The sequence below is a fragment of the Bacillus sp. LBA3-1-1.1 genome (genome assembly GCF_040676495.1).
Classification (GTDB): domain Bacteria; phylum Bacillota; class Bacilli; order Bacillales; family Bacillaceae_G; genus Bacillus_A; species Bacillus_A nitratireducens.
Genome location: NZ_JBEGIB010000009.1, coordinates 116,591 through 136,160 on the forward strand (window position 1 = coordinate 116,591; position 19,570 = coordinate 136,160).

22 protein-coding genes and 1 pseudogene are annotated in these 19,570 nt (G+C 36.0%); 6 read left to right on the plus strand and 17 right to left on the minus strand.

The features are described from left to right. Window positions 1-32 precede the first annotated feature (32 nt). From MRBLBA3_RS09805 to MRBLBA3_RS09815, 3 genes are all read right to left on the minus strand, one after another. Window positions 33-320, minus strand: a complete 288-nt coding sequence (locus MRBLBA3_RS09805; RefSeq protein ID WP_363381024.1) for a hypothetical protein — start codon at window positions 318-320, stop codon at window positions 33-35. A gap of 126 nt (window positions 321-446) precedes the next feature. Further along, entirely contained in the window at window positions 447-1,136 is a 690-nt protein-coding gene (locus MRBLBA3_RS09810) for a response regulator transcription factor (protein ID WP_044737566.1), read from the minus strand. A 1-nt stretch (window position 1,137) separates the two neighbouring features. Continuing rightward, window positions 1,138-2,592 carry a sensor histidine kinase gene (locus tag MRBLBA3_RS09815; RefSeq protein ID WP_363381026.1) on the minus strand — a complete coding sequence of 485 codons (1,455 nt, stop codon included), beginning with the start codon at window positions 2,590-2,592 and terminating at the stop codon, window positions 1,138-1,140. Between the two features lie 294 nt (window positions 2,593-2,886). Here MRBLBA3_RS09815 and MRBLBA3_RS09820 point away from each other — a divergent pair, with 294 nt between their 5' ends. From MRBLBA3_RS09820 to mscL, 3 genes are all read left to right on the plus strand, one after another. Next, window positions 2,887-3,567, plus strand: coding sequence for an ankyrin repeat domain-containing protein (locus MRBLBA3_RS09820; protein WP_363381028.1), 681 nt, complete (start codon window positions 2,887-2,889; stop codon window positions 3,565-3,567). A 79-nt stretch (window positions 3,568-3,646) separates the two neighbouring features. Beyond that, window positions 3,647-4,573, plus strand: coding sequence for a Gfo/Idh/MocA family protein (locus tag MRBLBA3_RS09825; RefSeq protein WP_363381030.1), 927 nt, complete (start codon window positions 3,647-3,649; stop codon window positions 4,571-4,573). Between the two features lie 128 nt (window positions 4,574-4,701). Next, window positions 4,702-5,103 (plus strand): large-conductance mechanosensitive channel protein MscL, encoded by a 402-nt coding sequence (gene mscL / locus MRBLBA3_RS09830; protein WP_000266994.1) that lies wholly within the window; start codon window positions 4,702-4,704, stop codon window positions 5,101-5,103. 46 nt (window positions 5,104-5,149) lie between these two features. Here mscL and MRBLBA3_RS09835 read toward each other — a convergent pair whose 3' ends face one another. Continuing rightward, complete coding sequence (locus MRBLBA3_RS09835; RefSeq protein ID WP_000636596.1) at window positions 5,150-5,422, minus strand: DUF3917 domain-containing protein; 273 nt, start codon at window positions 5,420-5,422, stop codon at window positions 5,150-5,152. Window positions 5,423-5,573: 151 nt separating this feature from the next. Here MRBLBA3_RS09835 and MRBLBA3_RS09840 point away from each other — a divergent pair, with 151 nt between their 5' ends. Beyond that, the gene (locus tag MRBLBA3_RS09840) at window positions 5,574-5,870 is read left to right on the plus strand and encodes a hypothetical protein (RefSeq protein WP_044737562.1); all 297 of its coding nucleotides are present in this window, start codon (window positions 5,574-5,576) and stop codon (window positions 5,868-5,870) included. Window positions 5,871-5,952: 82 nt separating this feature from the next. Next, window positions 5,953-6,216 (plus strand): DUF4288 domain-containing protein, encoded by a 264-nt coding sequence (locus tag MRBLBA3_RS09845; protein ID WP_363381034.1) that lies wholly within the window; start codon window positions 5,953-5,955, stop codon window positions 6,214-6,216. 34 nt (window positions 6,217-6,250) lie between these two features. Here the strand turns inward: MRBLBA3_RS09845 and ccpA are convergent, their stop codons facing one another. From ccpA to MRBLBA3_RS09870, 5 genes are all read right to left on the minus strand, one after another. Further along, a complete protein-coding gene (gene ccpA / locus MRBLBA3_RS09850; protein WP_001103287.1) occupies window positions 6,251-7,249 on the minus strand; it encodes a catabolite control protein A in 999 nt (332 codons plus the stop codon). A gap of 276 nt (window positions 7,250-7,525) precedes the next feature. Continuing rightward, a complete protein-coding gene (locus MRBLBA3_RS09855) occupies window positions 7,526-8,599 on the minus strand; it encodes a bifunctional 3-deoxy-7-phosphoheptulonate synthase/chorismate mutase (RefSeq protein ID WP_363381037.1) in 1,074 nt (357 codons plus the stop codon). Window positions 8,600-8,836: 237 nt separating this feature from the next. Beyond that, a complete protein-coding gene (locus MRBLBA3_RS09860) occupies window positions 8,837-9,853 on the minus strand; it encodes a CamS family sex pheromone protein (protein WP_363381039.1) in 1,017 nt (338 codons plus the stop codon). A 112-nt stretch (window positions 9,854-9,965) separates the two neighbouring features. Then, window positions 9,966-10,292, minus strand: coding sequence for a bacillithiol system redox-active protein YtxJ (ytxJ, locus tag MRBLBA3_RS09865; protein WP_002067603.1), 327 nt, complete (start codon window positions 10,290-10,292; stop codon window positions 9,966-9,968). A 2-nt stretch (window positions 10,293-10,294) separates the two neighbouring features. Then, window positions 10,295-10,804 (minus strand): DUF948 domain-containing protein, encoded by a 510-nt coding sequence (locus tag MRBLBA3_RS09870; RefSeq protein ID WP_001197724.1) that lies wholly within the window; start codon window positions 10,802-10,804, stop codon window positions 10,295-10,297. Window positions 10,805-10,991: 187 nt separating this feature from the next. Between MRBLBA3_RS09870 and MRBLBA3_RS09875 the strand changes: the two genes are divergently transcribed. Next, window positions 10,992-12,107 (plus strand): aminopeptidase, encoded by a 1,116-nt coding sequence (locus MRBLBA3_RS09875; RefSeq protein WP_363381041.1) that lies wholly within the window; start codon window positions 10,992-10,994, stop codon window positions 12,105-12,107. A 38-nt stretch (window positions 12,108-12,145) separates the two neighbouring features. Here MRBLBA3_RS09875 and MRBLBA3_RS09880 read toward each other — a convergent pair whose 3' ends face one another. The 8 genes and pseudogenes from MRBLBA3_RS09880 to MRBLBA3_RS09915 all read right to left on the minus strand — a co-directional run. Beyond that, complete coding sequence (locus MRBLBA3_RS09880) at window positions 12,146-12,580, minus strand: hypothetical protein (RefSeq protein ID WP_363381044.1); 435 nt, start codon at window positions 12,578-12,580, stop codon at window positions 12,146-12,148. Between the two features lie 16 nt (window positions 12,581-12,596). After that, window positions 12,597-12,779 carry a hypothetical protein gene (locus MRBLBA3_RS09885; protein WP_363381047.1) on the minus strand — a complete coding sequence of 61 codons (183 nt, stop codon included), beginning with the start codon at window positions 12,777-12,779 and terminating at the stop codon, window positions 12,597-12,599. After that, window positions 12,776-13,180, minus strand: a pseudogene (locus MRBLBA3_RS09890) (PH domain-containing protein). Before MRBLBA3_RS09890 ends, MRBLBA3_RS09885 begins: the two are co-directional and overlap by 4 nt. 76 nt (window positions 13,181-13,256) lie before the next feature. Then, complete coding sequence (locus tag MRBLBA3_RS09895; RefSeq protein ID WP_363381050.1) at window positions 13,257-13,748, minus strand: GNAT family N-acetyltransferase; 492 nt, start codon at window positions 13,746-13,748, stop codon at window positions 13,257-13,259. After that, window positions 13,745-14,293 carry a GNAT family N-acetyltransferase gene (locus MRBLBA3_RS09900; protein WP_363381053.1) on the minus strand — a complete coding sequence of 183 codons (549 nt, stop codon included), beginning with the start codon at window positions 14,291-14,293 and terminating at the stop codon, window positions 13,745-13,747. The genes MRBLBA3_RS09895 and MRBLBA3_RS09900 overlap by 4 nt, the downstream gene beginning before the upstream one ends. A 159-nt stretch (window positions 14,294-14,452) precedes the next feature. Further along, window positions 14,453-15,763 (minus strand): UDP-N-acetylmuramate--L-alanine ligase, encoded by a 1,311-nt coding sequence (gene murC / locus MRBLBA3_RS09905; protein ID WP_363381055.1) that lies wholly within the window; start codon window positions 15,761-15,763, stop codon window positions 14,453-14,455. A 252-nt stretch (window positions 15,764-16,015) separates the two neighbouring features. Then, window positions 16,016-17,134: a nicotinate phosphoribosyltransferase gene (locus MRBLBA3_RS09910; protein ID WP_000658379.1), complete on the minus strand. Its 1,119-nt coding sequence runs from the start codon at window positions 17,132-17,134 to the stop codon at window positions 16,016-16,018. A gap of 61 nt (window positions 17,135-17,195) precedes the next feature. Continuing rightward, on the minus strand, window positions 17,196-19,570 hold a 2,375-nt coding region (locus MRBLBA3_RS09915), incomplete at its 5' end, for a DNA translocase FtsK (protein ID WP_363381058.1).

Genomic DNA, 19,570 nt, shown 5'->3' on the forward strand with positions numbered 1-19,570 from the left:
CATTAAAGCCTCGTTAATGAATATATTAACCTTCAAAAGAAATATTTCACACTAGAAACAACTAAAAGAAGAATAGAAAAAATCACTAAACCTAAATCAATGAATACTGACTTTTTATCTCCTTCTTTTAAACTGATCGTAAAACTAGAAATCATTTTAATTATCCAAAAGACCATCATAAATAACCCACCGAAATGATCATTTGTATTATCTTTATCGTAAAACATTTGTATTGCACCTACTAGTAATAAAACAAGTATGACATTAGTTCCAATCCTTAAAGCCTTGTTTGATTTATTATCTTTTAATGTATCCCCCAAAATGTAGCACGCCCTCTCTTACTCTCCTATGCTTTATTTCTCTTTATATCTTAACATAAATTACCTATTTTTCCCTTTCCGTTCGAATAACATACAAAAAAACCTGTCAACAATTTGACAGGTTCACTACACATTAAAGCGATAACCAGCTCCCCATACTGTTTCAATATATTGCGGGTGAGCAGGGTCTCTTTCAATTTTTTCACGTAGCTTTCTTATATGGACAACAACCGTTGCTAAATCGCCAGCTGAGTCTAATCCCCAAATACGTTCAAATAGCTGTTCTTTATTTAATACTTGGTTTGGATGCGTTACAAAGAATGTCAATAAATCAAATTCCTTCGTTGTAAACGCGATTTCTTCATTATTTATAAAAACTTTTCTCGCTCGCTGATCAATAGAAATTCCGTGAATGTATAACGTATCGCGTTGCTTACTCACATTTCCTGATAATCTTTCATAACGAGAAATATGTGCCTTTACCCTTGCGACTAATTCACTTGGACTAAATGGTTTCGTTATATAATCATCCGCTCCTAAACCAAGTCCGCGAATTTTATCTATATCTTCCTTCTTTGCCGAAACAAGTAAAATTGGAATGTCTTTTATAGCACGTATTTGTTTACAAATTTCGAAACCGTTCATCTTCGGAAGCATAATATCTAAAATAATTAAATCATAGTCTTCCTGAAGAGCCATTTGTAGACCTATTTCTCCTGAATGCTCTACATCAACATGAAAATCACTAATTTCTAAATAATCTCGCTGTAATTCTGCGATACTTATTTCATCTTCTACTAGTAAAATTCTCTTCATTCTACTCACCACATTCCTCTACTTTTTTCAATGAGAAGAAAATACTTGTACCTTCCCCAAGCTTACTTTCCGCCCAAATTTCTCCGCCATGTTCTTCAACAATTTGCTTCGCTATCGCTAAGCCAAGTCCACTTCCACCTGTGCTAGAATTTCGCGATTGCTCTGCACGATAAAATCGCTCAAATATATACGGCAGCGTATCAGCTTCTATACCTGATCCATTGTCCATTACTTTCACAATAACTTTATTGTTATCACTTAATACTGTTACAGTAATTTCCTTCTCTTCTTTATCCATGTATTTCACACTATTATGAATTAAATTTGATATAACTCTATTTATCTTTTCGCAATCGGCCGTTACATATAGTGGTGATGAATGTAATTGTAAATGTACTTCTATACCTTCCTCACTTAAATCCATCTGCATCTCTTCTAATAATTCCTGCATAAACATGTTTAATTCTATCGTTTCAAACTGAAAAGGAACTCGATTCAAATCGAGCTTCGAATATAAAAATAGTTCATCAATGAGTGTATCCATATGTTTTGCTTTCGTATGAATAGTTGTTAAATATTTATCCATTTTTTCCGGCGTATTTGCTACCCCATCTTTTATTCCTTCAACATACCCTATAATAGATGTAATCGGTGTTTTTAAATCATGAGAGATGTTTGAAATGAGTTCTTTTCGATTTTCTTCATACTGCGTTTGCACCTCAATCGACTCTTTTAATTTCTTCCTCATTTCCTCAAACCCTTGATTTAATTGCCCGATCTCATCATGCGATGTAACTGGAATTTGAAAATCTAAATTTCCTTCTTTAATTCTCCCAGTCGCATCTTTCAATACAAAAATTGGTTTTATCACACTTCTTGAGACGAAATAACTTACTAATCCAATGAGTAATATCGCTAACAGTAAAAGCGCTACAAACAAAATCGGAAATAATTTTTGTGTAAGATCGACAAATGAACTTTGCCTTTTTAGTACAAATATACTCCCTTCTTCATCCCCAGGAAAATAAAAATCAAATTTTACATATCGATAAAATGTGCCATTTAGTTCCGTTGTACCACGACTATTAATATTTGCTGATTCAAATTTCGGAAGAGCTTCTTTTAAAGATACACTTTCAAATATTTTTGTAGCATAAGAAATGGTTTCTCCCTTTCTTACAACTATTTTCACACCTTCTTTTTCAAGTGATGAAATAAACGATTCATCTAATAGTTGTGATTGATTTTTCTTTGCCGCTAATTTCAATTCAATATACGTATTCTCTTCTTCTGGTGTAAGCGGCTTTTGAATGTAAGAACTTTTATAGAAATTTTTTACTGACTGCAAGTCGCCTGTTATGGAAAAAACAATTAAAAATCCCGCGACTAATATGAGCGTGATGGAAACGAGAATAACAGCAATATAAGAAAATAAAAACCTTGTTTTAATAGACATATCTTAAATCCTCACTTTACCCCGCATTAACGGGCAGTAAGACCCCCCACCTCAAAATTCAGAGAAAGCAACGAAGTTAGGTAGGGATCAACTGCCCATAAAAGCCCGATTGGTTCAACTAATAATCAGTGGGGGTACCCCCCACTGATTAAAGTTTCACTTTATCAAACCTTGTTATTCATAAGCATAAAAATATATGTTCAAATACTCAAGCGATTTTATAGTAATTTTAGCGTCAGTTTATAAAAATTTAATGTTCTTCTTTTACAGTTGAAATGAGGAGGTTGAAATTCCATGTTCAAAAAAACATTAAGCATGATCTGTTGCGTAATTTTTTTGCAAGGTTGCTCGCAAGAACAAGAAGTTACAAAGGAGATGACAACCATGGAAACAGCATTACTAACAGCTACTGAGAAACAGGAAACCAACACTGTTATATCGTTACTCAAAAAAGGGGCTGACATAAATATAACGGACAATAAAGGACGTACTCCTCTTATGATTGCTACATACAAAAATGATATAAAAACCGCAAAAGCGCTTATCGAAGCCGGCGCTGACGTAAATATCCAAGACGATATGAAAAACAATCCATTTCTATACGCCGGCGCGGAAGGTTACTTAGACATTTTAAAACTAACGATTGATGCTGGTGCGGATCCAGCGCTTACGAATCGGTACGGCGGAACAGCTCTTATTCCCGCATCAGAACACGGCTATATTGATGTTATAAAAGAACTCCTTACCCGAACAAATATCGATGTAAACCATGTAAATAACCTCGGATGGACAGCTTTAATGGAAGCCATCGTACTAAGTAACGGAGATGAAACACAACAACAAGTCATTCGCCTTCTTATTGAACACGGTGCAGATGTAAACATTCCAGACAACGATGGTGTTACACCGCTAGAACATGCTCGCGCTCATAACTTTGAAGAGATAGAGAAGATTTTGTTAGAAGGACGTAAATAAAAAGCTATTTTTTGCCTTCCTCCCCCACCCTATGCTACATTTAACCCGTTACATTAATATTAATAGGGTGGGAATAAACATGAACAAACCTAAAATTGGGATGATTGGACTTGGAAGTATTGCACAAAAAGCCTATCTTCCAACACTTACAAAAGAAACAGATTGGGATTTTGTAGGGGCGTTTACACCTAACGCGGAGAAAAGGAAACAAGTTTGCCAGCAATACCGTATTCAAGACTTTCATTCTATTGAAACGTTAGCTTCGGAATGCGATGCAATCTTCGTTCATAGTTCAACTGCTACACATTATGAAATCGTTTCTGAACTTCTGAAAAAAGGAATCGATGTTTATGTTGATAAGCCGCTAGCAGCTACAGTAGAACAAGCTGAGAAACTAGTCGAGTTGAGCGAGAAGTATAACCGAAAGTTAATGGTCGGATTTAATCGCCGATTCGTTCCTATGTACGTTGCTGCCAAAGAGCAAGCTAATGATATTTCATGGATTCGAATTGAAAAGCACCGCACAAATAAAGTGGGGCCATATTCGTACGACTTTACTATGTTAGATGATTACTTACATATTGTAGATACTGCTCGCTGGTTAGCTAATGATGACCTTAACGTCGTTCACAATATGATGCAAATCAATGAAAAGAATGAACTTCTTTACGGACATCATACATATACAACTTCAAATGGACTATTACTTTCTACAGCGATGCACCGCCATGCAGGTACAAATTTAGAGCAAATTGAACTTGTAACGACAGGGAAAATCATTCGTGTAAAAAATATGAATACATTTGAAATTGAACAGGAAAACTCGGTTTCACAAAGCGGTTCCCCGTCATGGGATACGACGTTAAAACAACGTGGTTTTGAAGATGCTGTTCATCATTTTATCGAATGTGTACACGGAGATACAAAGCCTGTTGTAGATGGATTAGAAGCATTAAAAACGCAGCAACTGTTGCAATCTCTACTGGAGAATGTAAATAAAAATTAAAACGGATACATTTTTCAGAATTTACTTTCATTCCCATTTCCTCTTTATTTCTCTTCCAAATTTCTATAGAATATGTTGATAGGAATTATAAATTTCATAATGAATCGTGGAAAGGATGGGATTGACACATGTGGAACGAGTTTAAAAAATTCGCGTTCAAAGGGAATGTAATTGATTTAGCTGTCGGGGTTGTAATCGGTGCTGCATTCGGTAAAATCGTTAGTTCTTTAGTAAAAGATATCATCACACCATTACTTGGTATGGTATTAGGTGGCGTTGACTTTACAGATTTAAAAATTTCATTCGGTAAATCATCTATTATGTATGGTAACTTCATCCAAACTATTTTTGATTTCTTAATTATTGCAGCTGCTATCTTTATGTTTGTTAAAGTTTTCAACAAACTAACATCTAAAAGAGAAGAAGAAGAAAAGAAAGAAGAACTTCCAGAACCAACAAAAGAAGAAGAACTTCTTGGCGAAATTCGCGATTTACTAAAACAACAAAATTCTTCTAAAGATAGAGCATAATTGAACGGACAAAAGGCATGCCCCTTAGGGACATGCCTTTTTTATGCTATAACGTTTCCGAATTCATATGAATAAATATAATAATACCTGCAACCATCAGTACCATAATGCTACCTGCAAATAGTGTAATACCAATAAACATTAAGCTCGTACTTAAATCTATCGAAATACTTTCAGTAAAAATTGAAATTACATACGTGATAAGGGCGATTCCTGCAAGAATACTTCCTGGAACAAATCGCTTTAAGCCATTTTGTTTTAACGTCATATATGCAAAAATAGCAGTCATACAAAGCGTAATTATCCAAAGAACGATCATCTCTTCTCCCCCCTCACAATCCTTTTCTTTCTATTATACATGACATTGCCCTATAATAGGTGAATTTGCACTTGTGTGACATATAACAAGGAATAACCCCATCTATAGCAAACACCTTACAATATAATCCAATAAAATAAGGAGGTTTCATTTGGAAGATAATATTGTGGGATATTTTAAACAAGTAGAGCGATTCGATTATATTACAATCGACTTAGACAAAAAGTTTTTTTATATCGAAGTTGTACAAGTAGCAACAAATATAGTTTTGCTAAAAATATCACTTAACTTGGATAAGGGTGAAACGATTGTAGCTGGCAATGTAAAGCAATATGATCCTTCTAGGTTAGAGCATTTAGTACAAAGTTTTAAACGCACTGCACAAACATGCCTCGAACATAATTTACGAAATCCCGAAGAACTTTTCGCTTTTTGGGAAGAGAATTAATCCACTTTGAAAAATTGGTTATTTTTTCTATAAATTGATATGATTAGTGCATACGTATTTTCTTTTTAAGGGAGTGTTCATAATGATCTGGATTTCACTAATCGTATTAGCCTATTTCATCATTCTCGTTCCAATACAGTACAACTATATTAAGATACTTAAGACAAAGCAGGAAAAAATGAACGGTGAGCAAGTCACATGGAAGTTTCGAAAAGTGCTACATGTATTTGAATTAAATGATACTTCATTTGAGACAGGAACAGAATTATACGCAAGGTTTTTACACGTTAAGAAAACTGAAACTGTAGATACAGTAGTAAAAAAATACTACCCTGAATATGAATAAAAGCTCACAGCAATTGCTGTGAGCTTTTTTATTCTTACTTCGTTGAATCTCTAAATTGGATACGGTGAGGTAAGATAACAGTGTGATCTTCCACTTTTTCTTTGTTCATATACTTTGTTAATAGACGCATTGCTACTGCACCGATATCATACATTGGTTGTACAACTGTTGAAAGCTGCGGGCGTACCATTAATGCAAGGCGTGTGTTATCAAAACCAAGCACTTCTACATCAGTTGGTACGTTTAATCCAGCGTCTTGTGCTGCGTGGATTACACCTAGTGCCATTTCATCAGAAGATACGAAGATTGCTGTTGGCTTTTCATCACTGCTCCAAAGCTTTTCGAATGCTTCGATACCTGAATCATATGTGTAATCTCCATCGATTACAAGATTTTCATCATATGAAATACTTGCTTCTTCTAAAGCTTTTTTATAACCTTGTAACTTCTTCGCGCTTCCCGCTTTATCAATGAAAGGACCAGAGACGAAACCGATACGCTTATGTCCTTGCTCAATAAAGTGCTTCATCGCATCGTAAGCTGCTTGTGTATAATCAATGTTCACTGATGGCGTTTCATTTTGATCATCAAATGACGCTGCTAATACAATTGGTACTGGAGACTTTTTGAATTCTTCAATGTGAATGTCTGTAATATCTTCACCCATGAAAACAATTCCGTCCACTTGTTTTCCAAGCATCGTATTTAATAAATGGAACTCTTTCTCTTTGTTTTGGTCAGAGTTACTTAAAATGATGTTATATTTGTACATTGTTGCGATATCTTCAATTCCACGAGCAAGTTCTGCATAAAACGTATTTGAGATATCAGGAATAATAACACCCACTGTAGTTGTCTTCTTACTTGCTAGTCCACGTGCTACCGCATTTGGGCGGTATCCTAAACGATCAATTGCTTCTAATACTTTCTTTCTTGTTGTAGGCTTTACATTTGGGTTACCGTTCACAACACGTGATACGGTAGCCATTGAAACATTTGCTTCACGAGCTACATCATAGATTGTTACGTTCATCTTTTCGCACACTCCTTCTATTTATGTTATCTATTTTTATGTATCGGTTCACTTGAATGAAAAAAAGACATCAACTCTATTTGCAGATGCCAACAATCGTCCCGAGTTCTTCCTTTTACTAATGATACGATAAAAACGCAGGCTCATACAATATTTTCCCGCAAAAGTTTCGAAAAAATTCGCTTCTTTTCTCGTATTTTCGTATTTTTTATGCAAAAAAGGGCAATTTTTGTAAAAAGTCTATGTAACAAGGGCTACATAGACTAAAAAATCTTTTTATAATTTACTTCCAAATGCTTTTAATTCTTTCATAAACTCATTGAATTCTGGAATATCCATTTGTTGTGCTGCATCTGATAATGCAACTGCTGGGTCCGGATGTACTTCAGCCATAATAGCATCAGCACCAATTGCCATAGCCGCTTTTGCAGCTGGTAATAGAAGGTCACGTCGCCCTGTAGAATGCGTTACATCGACAACGACAGGTAAATGTGTTTCTTTCTTTAAAATTGGCACAGCGGAAATATCAAGCGTATTACGCGTTGCTGTTTCATATGTGCGAATACCTCGTTCACATAAAATGATATTACCATTCCCCTCTGCCATAATATATTCTGCCGCATTAATAAATTCTTCAATTGTTGCGGATAAACCACGCTTTAATAATATCGGCTTATTTACAGCACCAGCTGCTTTTAATAGCTCGAAGTTTTGCATGTTGCGAGCGCCAATTTGAATAACATCAACATAATCTAATGCCATTTCAATATCATTCGGATTTAAAATTTCACTAATAACAGCTAAATCATATTCATCTGCAACTTGGCGTAAAATTTGCAATCCTTCTAATCCAAGACCTTGAAAATCATATGGAGATGTACGAGGCTTGAAAGCACCACCACGCATTAGTTTCAGACCTTGCTCTTTCATTGCTTCTGCAACTTGGCTTACTTGTTCATAGCTTTCTACAGCACATGGTCCCATAATAAAATGTTGGTTTCCATCGCCTATTTTCTCTCCATTAATCTCCACAATCGTATCTTCTGCTTTTTTCTTACGAGAAACAAGTAGCGCTTTGCGATGATCGTCTTCTTGTAGTTCTAAACCAGCTTGAAAAATTTGTTTAAAAATATGTTGTAAGGTCGATGTTTCAAATGGACCATTATTATTCTCCGCAATTAAATTCAACATTTCTCTTTCACGTACAGGGTCAAAACGTTTCACACCTTGTACTTCTTTTAAGTTTCCAACCTCTTGTACGAGACGGCCTCTTTCATTGAATAACTGTAATAATTGTAGGTTGATTTGATCGACGCTAGAACGTAATCGATTTAATTCTTGTGATGCCATAAGAAAGCCACCTCTTTTAAATTTCTTCATTAACTTTTTTAAGATAACTTATTATAGCTGATACATATAAGGTTGTCACACGATATACAACATAGAATAATGTATGAAAAAGATAGAAAAAAGACGTGGAAATAGCATCATAAGAAAGCAGAAAATCCGTAGTGTAAATTTAAATTACTGTATTCCGGAAAATTTATAAAATAAAAAAAGACAGCTTAAAAACTGTCTTTTTTTATTTTATAGGAAAGAAACGAACGGTTTATCGCTGTTCTTCTCTTTTATAATAACAGCCTCGATTTTATTCTCAGACTTTATCTGTAATTGAACTTTAGCATCTTTAGGGAATCTTTCTAACATACTTTGAGCAGCCATTTGAGAAAGCGCCATTAATTCTGACTTACCATTATATTTAACGACAATATCCATCTTTAATTTATCCATCTTATTTTGCTTATAGGAAATCTTAGCATTAACAGGGATATAATCTCCTGGAGAGAATTGCTTTATTGCTTCTGAAAAATCATCTAACTTTTTATTGTCTTCTCCTTGTGCTCCCGCAAATTCTTGAGAAGGATACGAATACGATTTTTCATCAATAGTATCCCAATTTCCAAGGTTATTCTCGTTCTTTTGAACAGTAGCGCTTGAAATATAAGTACCATTCTTTAAAGAGCTTGTGCTTTCTTGCTTAAATATAGCAAACGTAATTGGAGATTTGTTATATTTATCATTTTTATTAATAGCTTCTATAAGTTGCTTGGCAACTGCAGTACCTTTAGAAATAGCTTCTTCATTAGATACACTTGAAGACATAGCTAAACCAATAACAACACCAGATAAGCTTAGTTCATTTGAATTCTGTTTGCCGAAGTAGTCCTGTTCTATAATATTAGTCAAAACCGGTACTTCTTGTTTCGTAACTAATTCATCAATTGTTTTCTCTGGAATATATTGATTTAATTGTAATACGTAATTTTCTGTATCGAATTGTTTTGAAGCAATATTCATTAAACCATTTTCATATCCTGCTAAATCTAGTTTAGAATTAGTTTTAACATTAACTGTATTAATTACCTTTTGTTCTTTTAAAGGAATAACAGTTCTATAGTAATCCTTAGAAACAGCAGTTCTTGGAATCATACTTTTTTCTTTCGTATCTTTCTGTACAACTTCATCTTTCTTCTCAATAGTATTATTGCTGCAAGCCCCCAGTAATAAACTTAAGCTTGCGATGAATAACGCCATTTTCTTCATTGCTTCAAACCCACTTTCAAAATTCAATTTACTTAGTTTTAATGTATCTATAGTGTACCATAAATATATTGCAACAAAATAAAAAAGAAGCAAGCCCTTCGCTTGCCTCTCCCTATTTTACATTCTCTTCTAAAGCTTCTTTTTTAATATTCCAGTGCGATGTATGCCATACTACCATTCCATCTTTTATGTATAGCACTTGCGGAGATTCATGCTTAATGCTGTACTGCTCTGCAACATGGTTCGAAACATCTCTCGCTTCTTGTACGTATAAGTAATATGCTGGCACTTCTCTTTCTTCACCACAATACGCTTGAAACTCTGTATATGCACCGTGACTAATTGGGCATGTCGTACTATGTTTAAAAAGAACGTACGGCTCGTTCTTTTCTACTAACGCTTCAAGTTCTTCAATTGTTTCAATCTTCATCATACTCATCATTACTCACCTCTCATGCGAAGTCTAGAGCGTTTCTCTCTCTTTTCAGCCTTCTGCTCAGCTTTCTCAAGTTTACGCTCTTCTTTTTCAATCTTTTTCTCTTGTCTCGTAGCACGGTAATGGTTGTATACTTCAATTGCTGCACTGCTCCATTGCACAACTTGTGCTACTTTATCTGCATTATTTTCAATTTCGTCCGTAACAGACTCTGATACATTGCGAAGCTTCGTATTTAAAGAGTGAATCGTCGTTCCGATTCCATCCACACCTTCTACTACTTTATTTAGTGACTGTGACTTCTGTTGAATATCATCAGCTAACGCATTTGTCTTATGTAATAATTGCTCCGTCTCTACGCTTATTCCTTGCATTTGCTTTTCTAAACCTTCTAACGTGCTCGCAACGTTTTCTAACGTTTTCTGAACCGATAACAACGTTCTGCATACATACACTACTAATACAGCGAAAGCAACCGCGATAATAGCCGCACTTACATATAGAAGAACTTGCATTTCATCACTTCCTTTATCTTTTTCATACTTTCTCTCATTATACAATCATTTTCCGTTTCGTTCTAATCCCTATCTTTTCATTAGAATTTTCATACTTATTCGTTAACTTTAACATAAATGATTCAACAAATTCCACTAAGTAGGTTACAATAGGAAAGGATACATAATTAGTAGGGAGGCTTTACATATGAAAGATCCACGCATTGAAAAGTTAGCATACAATTTAATTAACTACTCTATCCGCTTACAAAAAGGCGAAAAAGTATTAATTGAAAACTTTGGCTTACAAAAAGAACTTGTAACTGCACTTGTAAAAGAAGCATATGCAGCTGGTGGTTTCCCATTCGTTTCTTTAAAAGATCATCAAGTAGATCGCTCTTTATTAATGGGTGCTACTGAAGAACATTTCGAACAAATCGCTGCATATGAAGCGAGCGTAATGAAAGATATGGACGCTTATATCGGCCTTCGCTCTGGTGATAACATTAACGAACAAGCTGACGTTCCAAGTGAACGTATGAAAGTTCACGGCCAAACAGTTGGCAAAAAAGTTCATAGAGACATCCGCGTTCCGAAAACACGCTGGGTTGTTCTTCGCTACCCAAATGCTTCTATGGCGCAGCTTGCTAAAATGAGCACAGAAACTTTCGAAGACTTCTACTTCGAAGTTTGTAACTTAGACTACGGTAAAATGGATAAGGCGATGGATAGCCTTGTTACATTAATGAATAAAACAGATAAAGTTCGCTTAACTGGTCCTGGAACTGACTTAACATTCTCTATTAAAGACATTCCAGCTATTAAATGCTCAGGTCATTTAAACATTCCAGATGGTGAAGTATACTCTGCACCAGTTCGCGATTCTGTTAACGGTACAGTTTCTTACAATACACCATCTCCTTACAACGGTTATACATTTGAAAATGTACAACTTAAGTTTGAGAACGGCCAAATCGTTGAAGCAACTGCAAACGATTCAGAACGCATTAACAAAATCTTCGATACAGACGAAGGCGCACGCTACGTTGGTGAATTCGCAATCGGCGTAAACCCATACATCTTGCATCCAATGGGAGACATTCTATTCGATGAAAAAATCGATGGCAGCTTCCACTTCACTCCTGGACAAGCTTACGACGATGCATGGAACGGCAACAACTCTAACATCCATTGGGATTTAGTATGCATCCAGCGCCCTGAATACGGCGGCGGCGAAATTTACTTCGACGACGTTTTAATCCGTAAAGACGGCCGATTCGTTGTATCTGAGTTAGAAGCTTTAAACCCAGAGAACTTAAAATAATAAAAAACCGCTCGGAGTTGTATCCGAGCGGTTTTTCATTAATACTTTAATAAATCTTTCGCCACATCTTCTGGCACTTTAAAGCTCATCTTCTTATTGTTCATTTTAATCTCAACATAAGGAACATCTTTATATACTGTCATAGTACCAATTTCATGTAACTCTTTTTTATCTTTACTCGAATCCAATAATTTCGGTGTATCCTCTTGATACATTTTAAACGTTTTCCCTTGCGGAGTATCCATAGGAGCCGATTCCATTTCCCACTTATCCATTTTCATTCCTTCAAACAACTTTTTAATTTCTTTCTTATCAGTAATTGTTTTTTTATCACTCGAATCAATAAGGGATTCAACTTCAATTTTTTGTGCCTTTTCTAAGTTCATATCTGCCTTTTCCTTCTTCGTACTACATCCTATTAAAAGAATAGATGTGGTTAGCAGAAATAAAAACAACATATAATTTTTTTTCATTTCTAATCCCCCTGTACTATAGAGAGCTATGTTTCTCATTCTTCATTTGCTGCGAATGGAAATAAAATAAAAGTGTCACTGCAATAATCCCTATTAATATTGGGACATATAATGGCAGCTCCCATTTCATATATACTCTAGTGCAAATAGCAAGCACCAGCAAAATTTCCAAACAAAATAAAGATTTTACATATTTCATTTCTTACCTACCATTTCTATTTTCACATATGGATTTTCTTTCTCAATAAGCGCCAAGAATTCATTCATATCTTGGGGCATCCCAATCATATGTACCTTATATGCATTCGTCGTAATTTCAAGAGACTTCCCAACTTAGCGAATAATTCTAATATCTTTCAATACAACATCTTCATTTAAAACGCCGTATTTTAGCACACCATTTTCTACTTTATGTTTATTAATAAATATTTCCCAAACGAGAGGGCCATTTACAATGAAGCATAACCCCATCCCAATTAAAGCTGAAACCCAATCCCCTTTTCTTGTAAAGAACATTACAATCGGATATACCACCATGAAAGCTAACGTTAGACTAACGAAAATTATCGCAGACTTACTTCTTTGAATTGGAAAGTTCATACTTACACCACTAACCTAAATTATACCATTATTTCCATTTCAGTTCATAAAAAAAGATCATTTATAAATGACCTTTTTAAACGATATATCTATAAAATTTCTTATCTACCTCTAACACTGGAAAACTTTTTGGCAACCCTTCTATACTCACGCTTTGAAAACCATTCTTTTCGTAGAAACGGTGTGCTGCTAGAAATTTAACTGTTGTTCCTAAATAAATGTCTTCCAATTTCTTTTCCTTCGCCCAAGAGATTGCCGTTTGAAGTAGCGTATGTGATGCGCCCCATTCTTTTCCGCGGAACTCTTTCTTCACAAACATTTTTCTTAGCGCTACTTGATGCTTTCCAATATCTAATAAAGCTACCGTTCCAACTACTTTACCATCATAAGTTGCTACCCAAAAATTTCCGTTGTCCCTTTGATAGAACGTTTCTATTTCAAGCAAGTCAGGCTGCTCTTCTTTCGTAATGGGGACATTGTACTCTTTTTGCTGAATATGAACAATGAGATCTACTACTTCATCTTGAAACTTACTTTCATATGGAATAATACAAATCTTCTCGTTCATCGAATATCCTTCCATTCCGAAGCTAGTAAACTATATACAGCAATATCCTGAAAATGATCGTACACCCATTCTTCATCTCGTAAAATCCCATCTAACTTAAAACCTAAACGCTCTGGAATTGCACAGCTTTTCGCATTTTCAACACCGCAACGAATTTCAATTTTATTTAGCTTTAAATTATCAAATGCATAATGAAGCACAGTCCTCACACTTCGCGTCATAATACCTTTTCCACCAGCATCTTCTGCAAGATAATATCCAAGGCTCGTCGCTTTTTTACCCCAACTCACCGGATGAATCCCCACCATCCCAACGAGCTTTCCTTTATAACGTATACCAGTTTCAAACCCATCTCCTTCTGCAAATTTCTTTAACCACATTGGAAAAATCTCATTATACGCATCAGCAGATTTCGTCCCATCTACCCATGGAAGCCATCTTCTTAAATGGGTACGATTTTGATCTATTAATTCATATAGTTCCTCTTTATGATGTTTTTCTAATAGTTGTAGTTCAATTTCATCATCTACTCGGAGTGTGAACATGTTTTTAGCCCCTTTTAGTTTTCTTATTATTCTAACATTTTAAATTAAAGGAATGCACCATAATATATCAACAATTTTTAAAATATATCGACGTTTCGACAACACTGTACACCCACAACAGCAAAAAAAGACGCACAGCCAAGCTATGCGTCTTTTCTATTACTTCTCTGCAACTTGAACTTCTTTTACATAAGCTGCTTCGAATTTTTGGATGTCTCCTGCGCCCATGAAGATAAGAACGCCGTTTTTATGTTTCTTTAATACATCCGTTGTTGTATCTGTAATTAGTTCTGCACCGTCAATACGTTTTTGCAGATCTTCAATTGTTAATTCACCTTTGTTTTCACGTGCTGATCCGAAAATATCACATAAGTATACTTGGTCAGCTTTACTTAAGCTTTCCGCGAACTCATCTAAAAATTTCTCTGTACGTGAGAATGTATGTGGCTGGAATACAGCGACAACTTCACGCTCTGGATGTTTTTGACGAGCTGCTTCAATCGTTGCATTAATTTCTGTCGGATGGTGTGCATAGTCATCAATGATAACTTGCTCTCCCATTGGCTTTTCATTAAAGCGACGTTTTACGCCTTCAAAAGTTGTTAGCTGATGCTTAACTGCTTCTACATCAACGTTTTCATAATGGCAAAGCGCGATTACTGCTAATGCATTTAATACGCTGTGATCGCCATATCCTGTGATTTTGAACGTGTCATAGTACGTATTACGAACAAATACGTCGAATATAGTACCATCTGTTCTCTTTTGAATGTTACGTGCTTGGAAATCATTATCTTCTCCAAATCCATAGAAAATAACAGGTACTTTCGCTTGAATTTTTTGAAGTTCTTCATCATCACCACATGCAATAATGCCTTTTTTCACTTGCAATGCCATCTCTTGGAATGCATTGAATACATCATTGACATCTGTAAAATAATCTGGATGATCAAAATCAATGTTTGTCATAATTGCATAGTCTGGATAGTAAGACAAGAAATGACGACGATACTCACAAGCTTCAAATACAAAATACTTACTATTTTCTACCCCATGCCCCGTTCCATCTCCAATAAGGTATGATGTTGGGTGTGCACCTTGCATTACATGGGCTAACAAACCAGTTGTTGATGTTTTTCCATGTGCACCAGTTACAGCAACACTTGTGTACTGATTCATAAGATCACCTAAGAAGTGATGGTAACGATGTACTGGGATATTTAACTCTTTTGCTGCTATGATTTCTTCATGCGTATCAGGAAATGCATTTCCTGCGATAATCACTTGTCCTTCTTTAATATTATTCTTATCAAAAGGAAGGATGGAAATACCACGCTTTTCCAATGCTGTTTGTGTAAAGAAACGCTTTTCATAATCAGACCCTTGAACAGTATGCTTCATGTCATGAAGAATTTGCGCTAATGAACTCATTCCTGTTCCTTTAATTCCTACAAAATGGTAAACTGTCATCTTAAAGAACCTCCAACATTTCGAACTAATACAACGGCCTATCTATAAGACAGTATATGAATCTTTTCTTATTTTGGTAATCATCATACATTTCTGATGAAGCGAAGTTTTCTTTAATCTTCACTTATCAGGATAACCACGTACGTACTTCTTTTTATGTCCATAACAAACTTATTATAGCAAAAAACCAGCTGTTATACTATGATAACAGAAAAACTGATAGGGTCAATCACCTATCAGTTTTTCTCATTTTTACATATCTTCTTTTGTTTCTAATTGAACACGCTCTAAACGTGGATTTGGACGGTATTTACGACCAGCTTTTGCTTCTGGTTTTCCATTTAATTCTACGTTATCACCAGTAAAGCCAATATTCATTTTTAATAAGCTACTTCCTACTCCGTATATATCGACAGGAACATTTTGAGCTTCAAATTCACGAATACGCTTCTCATCAAATCCACCAGTTACAACGATATCTACATGTTGGAACCCTTCCTCATCAAGAGCCTTACGAAGTGCAAATACAAGCGATGGATTTACACCACGTGGATCAAATGTTCCAAGTACTTCTGGGTGACGAATGAAGTATTGATCAATCATTGTACGAGACGTATCGACACGCACACCTTTTAATGTTGATCCAAATTCACGAGCTACGCGAAGTGCATCTGTAATGACATCATTATTGTAATCAATTAATACAACTAATTCATCTTCTGGGAATTTCTTATGATACGCTTTTGCAGCTTCAACAACATCACCATTAAACATTTGAATTAATGCGTGAGGCATCGTCCCCATACCACTTCTGCCCCACCACTCATTCATTGCATGCGTCGCTTGTGCGCTCATACCTCCGATGTATGCCGCATAACCGTCACCAGCTTGTTGCGTATAATGATCATCACGATCTCCCATGAAAATAACTGGTTTTTCTTTATCTACACTACGTGCAGCTTGGACAACATTATATACGTTTGTCGCAACTGATGTACGACGGGCTAAAATCCCATCAATTACACCTTCTAAAAATCCGAAATTTTCATAAGGACCATGAATTGTTAACACTGTTTCAAACGGACTAATATTATCGCCATCCTTTAAAGAATGAATTTCTAATTCCTCAGGATTTTTAGCAAATGTTTGTAGCAATGCGATTACCTCATCTGTTCCGCAAAGAACTGCATGTTCCTTTTGGAAAAACTGCATTGTTACAACACTTTTCGGGCGAAATTCTTCAATAATTTCTCTAGTTTTTAAAAAGTAAACGGCAGAGAACCATCCTTCTCCAACGCGCTCGTCAAATTTAAATGTTCTATTTGTTAATCGATTTATTTCACCTTTTAATTTTAATTCAATTTCTTTCATGTCGCTTTACTCCCTACTTTACTATCCAACATTTTCTATTAGTATACAGCAAAACCGTTTACTATACATTTGTTTCCTGCATAGCAGCGAATTCATCCTCAGAAATAAGGACATCTCTCGGTTTCGTTCCTCTTCCTTCAGAAATAATCCCTTGCGATTCCATCTCTTCAATTAGACGTGCCGCGCGATTATAACCGATGCGGAATTTTCGCTGTACAGAAGATGTGGACGCTCCCCCTTGTTCTACAACAAATTGACATGCATCAAAGAACAATTCGTCTTCCGACTCAGCTTGTTCTGTTTTCGCTAATAAATCCTCTTGCTTAAATAAGTAGTTCGGCTTCATTTGCTTTCTCACATGATCAACTGTTTTCTCAATCTCATCATCCGATACATATACACCTTGTACACGAACCGGTTTAGACGTACCGTTTCCTAAGAATAACATATCACCACGGCCAAGTAATTTCTCCGCGCCCCCAATATCGATAATCGTACGCGAATCAACTTGAGATGATACTGTAAACGCAATACGCGTTGGAATGTTTGATTTAATTAAACCTGTAATAACGTCTACAGATGGTCTCTGCGTCGCAACTAATAAGTGAATACCACAAGCACGAGCTTTTTGTGCAATACGACAAATCGCTTCCTCAACATCACCAGGAGCAACCATCATTAAGTCCGCTAACTCGTCAATGACGATTACAATATAAGGTAATGTCTCACCTGGGATTTCTCTCCCACTTACAATCGTATTGTAACGAGTTAAATCACGAGCACCAGCATGCGCAAACAATTCATAACGACGTTCCATCTCTTCAACTGCCCACTTTAGCGCAGCTGTTGCTGCTTTTACATCAGTAATAACAGGTGCTACAAGATGTGGAACAGAATTATATGGTGCAAGCTCAACCATCTTCGGATCGATTAACATTAACTTCACTTCATGCGGCTTCGCTTTATATAAAATACTTGTTAAAATCGCATTAATACACACACTTTTCCCTGAACCAGTTGCACCCGCAATAAGTCCGTGTGGCATTTTTCTAATATCCGTTACAATTGGATCGCCTGAAATATCAAGTCCAAGCGCAACTGTAAGCGGTGATTCACTCTTTGTAAATACAGGACTTCTTAAAATTTCACGAAGAAATACTGGCTTACTTTCCTTATTCGGAACTTCAATTCCAATCGCACTTTTCCCTGGAATCGGTGCTTCAATACGAATATCTTTCGCAGCTAAACTTAACTTAATATCATCGCTTAAGTTTGTAATTTTATTTACTTTCACACCCGGATCTGGCTGTACTTCAAAACGAGTTACAGCTGGACCTTGTGACACATTAATAACATGTGCTCCAACATGGAAATTATTAAATGTCGTATTTAATAATTCTTTCTGTTCTTCTAACCATTCTGTATTATCTAACGCTGCCTGCTGCGGAACCGATAGCAATGTTAATGGTGGAATAGCGTATGTTGGTGGTGTTTGCAATACATTTCGCATATCGTTCTCTCTTTGATTTACAACATATGCTTTCTCTTGTACTTCCGTACTTGAAATTGGCTCTTGTACTTGCTTTACCACTACTTGCTGCATTGGTTTTTCTTCCACTTGTGGTTCCACTACCATTTGCTGCACTGGACTTTCTTCCACTTGTGGTTCTACTACCATTTGCTGTACTGGCTTTTCTTCCACTTGTGGTTCTACTACCATTTGCTGTACTGGCTTTTCTTCCACTTGTGGTTCTACTACCACTTGCTGCATTGGCTTTTCTTCCATTTGTGGTTCTACTACCACTTGCTGCACTGGCTTTTCTTCCACTCGTTCACTGGCAGTTGATTGCATTACGTTCGTTCTTGCCGCATGTCTTTCCATTAATTTCTTTCTGTCTTGCTTTAACATGACAACATTAAATGGGACATGACGTTTTTTCTCACGTTTCGGTTCTTCTATTTGTAAAGCAGGCTGTTCTTCAGCAACTTGCTTCTTTTCTTCCGCTTCTTCAATTAAAACGTTCGCAAAGTTTTGAACATCTTTCTTTGTTTGCTCATCCGTTTCTGAAACTGGTACGAATACTTCACTTTCTTCCTTGAACGTAATTGTTTTTTGTTGAGAAATCACTGGTTGCCCTGCAACTGGTGTATTTTCCACTAAATCTGTATTCATCGTTTCTTCAATTACTGTTTCTTGAGAAATTGGTTCTTCTTCCTTAGTACCCTCTAACTCCGCAACTTCTGCTGCTTCCTTAGCTTCCTCTAATTCTGCAACTTCTTCTGTCGCTTCCTTAGCTTCTTCTAATTCTGCAACTTCTTCTGTCGCTTCCTCAGGTTTCTCTAATTCCACAACTTCTTCTGCTGCTTCCTCAGTTGCTTCTTCTAATTCCACAACTTCTTCTGTCGCTTCCTCAGATTTCTCTAATTCCACAACTT